Annotated in this window: 4 protein-coding genes; 2 read left to right on the plus strand and 2 right to left on the minus strand. The window is 47.1% G+C overall.

Annotation, left to right across the window (positions count from 1 at the left end):
- A partial coding sequence (locus AC5JMF_RS00755; protein ID WP_495793808.1) for a MarR family winged helix-turn-helix transcriptional regulator occupies positions 1 to 410 on the minus strand: 410 nt, incomplete at its 3' end.
- A 324-nt stretch (positions 411 to 734) separates the two neighbouring features.
- On the opposite strand from AC5JMF_RS00755, the gene AC5JMF_RS00760 reads away from it, so the two are divergent.
- Both AC5JMF_RS00760 and AC5JMF_RS00765 read left to right on the plus strand, forming a co-directional pair.
- On the plus strand, positions 735 to 1613 hold the full coding sequence (locus AC5JMF_RS00760) for a DUF4037 domain-containing protein (protein WP_495793809.1): 879 nt from the start codon (positions 735 to 737) through the stop codon (positions 1611 to 1613).
- A 134-nt stretch (positions 1614 to 1747) separates the two neighbouring features.
- On the plus strand, positions 1748 to 2251 hold the full coding sequence (locus AC5JMF_RS00765; protein WP_495793810.1) for a GNAT family N-acetyltransferase: 504 nt from the start codon (positions 1748 to 1750) through the stop codon (positions 2249 to 2251).
- On the opposite strand, the gene AC5JMF_RS00770 is transcribed toward AC5JMF_RS00765, so the two are convergent.
- On the minus strand, positions 2214 to 2407 hold a 194-nt coding region (locus tag AC5JMF_RS00770; RefSeq protein WP_495793811.1), incomplete at its 5' end, for a hypothetical protein. The two genes, AC5JMF_RS00765 and AC5JMF_RS00770, sit on opposite strands and share 38 nt — an antisense overlap.

Consider the following 2407-nt stretch of genomic DNA (forward strand, 5'->3'; position numbering starts at 1 on the left):
GATAACTGAAGAAACCGTTGGATGAGATCAACCTCAGCTTCGCTGAGTTCCTCTATAACCTTGCTCATTCGAGCGGAAACCGGACCAAAAAATTTGTCAACATGCTGGTAAATAGAAGGACTGCACCGTAGTGTGATCACGCGCCGATCCGATGATTCGCGACACCTCACAATATGTCCGGCCTCTTCAAGCCTGTTGATGCAAGCACTGAGAGCGGGTTTAGAAATCGCCAGCTTATGTGCCAATTCTGCTGGTGACGTAGGCGAACCTCTGTCCTCTCCATAAATGATCTCAGACAGTGCAGCGGCATCCGTTGAGTGCAACCCTAATGAATCCGCAAAAGCCCTAGTTAACTGAACATGGCTGGCACCATAAAGTCTTAATGCGGCTACCAACTTGTCCTGCTTCATCACCAATTATCCAGATTGCTGTAGCTGTAGTCTAACAAGAGTCAGACCTAAAAATTCGATTTAGCCGAAGTCGCTTCATGGCTGGGCTTAACTCAGAATCAATCTACTATCTCACTAGATTTCAAGTCCGCCACCAGCCAAGTCATAGCAGGTGTTTGAGAAAGGTCTTGCCGAATTTAGAAACGTTAAAACGGGCTAACAATTCAAATGCAGCGGACGGTTGAGAGCGTTTTGTACTAAGTTTGAAGTTACTTGCCGCCGCTGATTTGAGCCGTTAGCCTGTTGCGCTACATTGTTGCAGTAGAGAGACTATGAATCCTCAACATGACTGAACACAGCGTATGGCGAATTTCATTGGCTCACAAAATTGCTCCTGCTTTCACGGCTAACCCCAAAGTTGAAGCGTGTTTTGTGTTTGGCTCGGCGGCAGTAGGGATCTCAGACCAGTATTCTGACCTTGAGCTAGCTTTCATTTGGTCACAATTACCGTCTGCCGAAGAATTACAAGCTACAGCCCAAAATGTTGGTGTTAAAGGGTGGGAAGTTGAGCGGCATGAGGAAGCAAAAGAAGCGTGGTTGGAGCAGTTCTATTTATACGGGATGAAAGTCGAAGTAGGTCATTGGGCACGAGATGCGATGGACAAGATTGTGACTGATGTTGTTGAGCGCTACGATGTGTCGCAAAATGGGCTTGTGTTTGAGAAGCAAGCGTCAGCGTCTAATCTTCAGCACGCAGTTATTCTTTACGGCGAAGACATCATCAAACAGTGGCAAAATCGGCTTTCTCATTATCCTGAAGACCTTGCTGTTGCGATGGTTAAAAAGCATCTGAGATTCCGCCCGTTTTATGGTCAACACATCATGACCGAACGCCTTGAGATTCCGATGCTATATGAAAACAGGTGTATGATTGTGCGATGGCTCCTCAACTTGCTGTTTGGGCTAAATCACATTTATCATCCCGGCTTTAAGTGGACACGCTACTGGGTTGAAAAAATGAAAATTAAACCGCCTGAGTTTTTTGCACGGTTGGAGTATGTTTTTCAAACTGATGCTGTCAGCGGAACCCAGGAACTACGCCAACTTGTCGAGGAAGTTTTCGATCTTGTAGAGAGGACACTGCCACAAGTTGATCTCAATCAGCAACGCGAGATATTTGATCGGACTTACCCTATTAGGTGGAAGTTACCCGTCGATGAGTGAACTTAGATACTCTCAATGAACAGGCTAACAATCCCAATGCACCGGAACATAGTCAAGCGCTCGGTGAGTTGCAAAGGTCGTCTGTGTCCGGTGATTGGGGTCGTTAGCCGCCTAGAAAACGGAGATTAGTGCAAGTGATTGAGATCGCAACAAGTAAAGATTTCGAGGCGATCGCTGATCTGAACGTCGCAGCCTACGCAGAATTTGCATCGTGTCTCCCGTCTGGCTCTTGGGAAGCCATGCAGAAGAATCTGCGAAACATCGCAGAAAGAGCAGAGGCGGCAGAATTCATGGTTTACAGTTCCAGCAATGATATTATTGGCTCGGTTGCTTACTGTCCGTCAGGGAAAGGTGACCCGACAATTTTTAGACCAGATATGGCTTCGCTCCTCTTGTTGGCAGTTCACCCAGAGCATCGCGGCAAAGGTATTGCCAAAGCCTTAACCGTGGCGTGCATTTCCAAAGCAATAAACGACAAGGCGAGTTCAATCGGGCTTTTCACAAGCGAACTGATGCAGTCTGCACAACACATCTACCGGGACTTGGGCTTTCAGCAAGAGTCGGAGTTGCCCAAGCGTCATGGTGTTAGATACTTTCGGTTTATTCTTTCGTTGGCTTCTGGTGTTGTCGGCGGCTAACAACCGCAATGCACCGGAACTTTGAGGTATCTGGTTCTAGCCAAAGGTATCTGCGTCCGGTGATTGCGAACGTTATGGTGGCCGCCGAGATACGGATACCGTGATACCGTTGGCGAATGTAATACATATTTGTATTTGAAAGTATTATGTAAGCTC

It is taken from the genome of Desmonostoc vinosum (assembly GCF_059505385.1).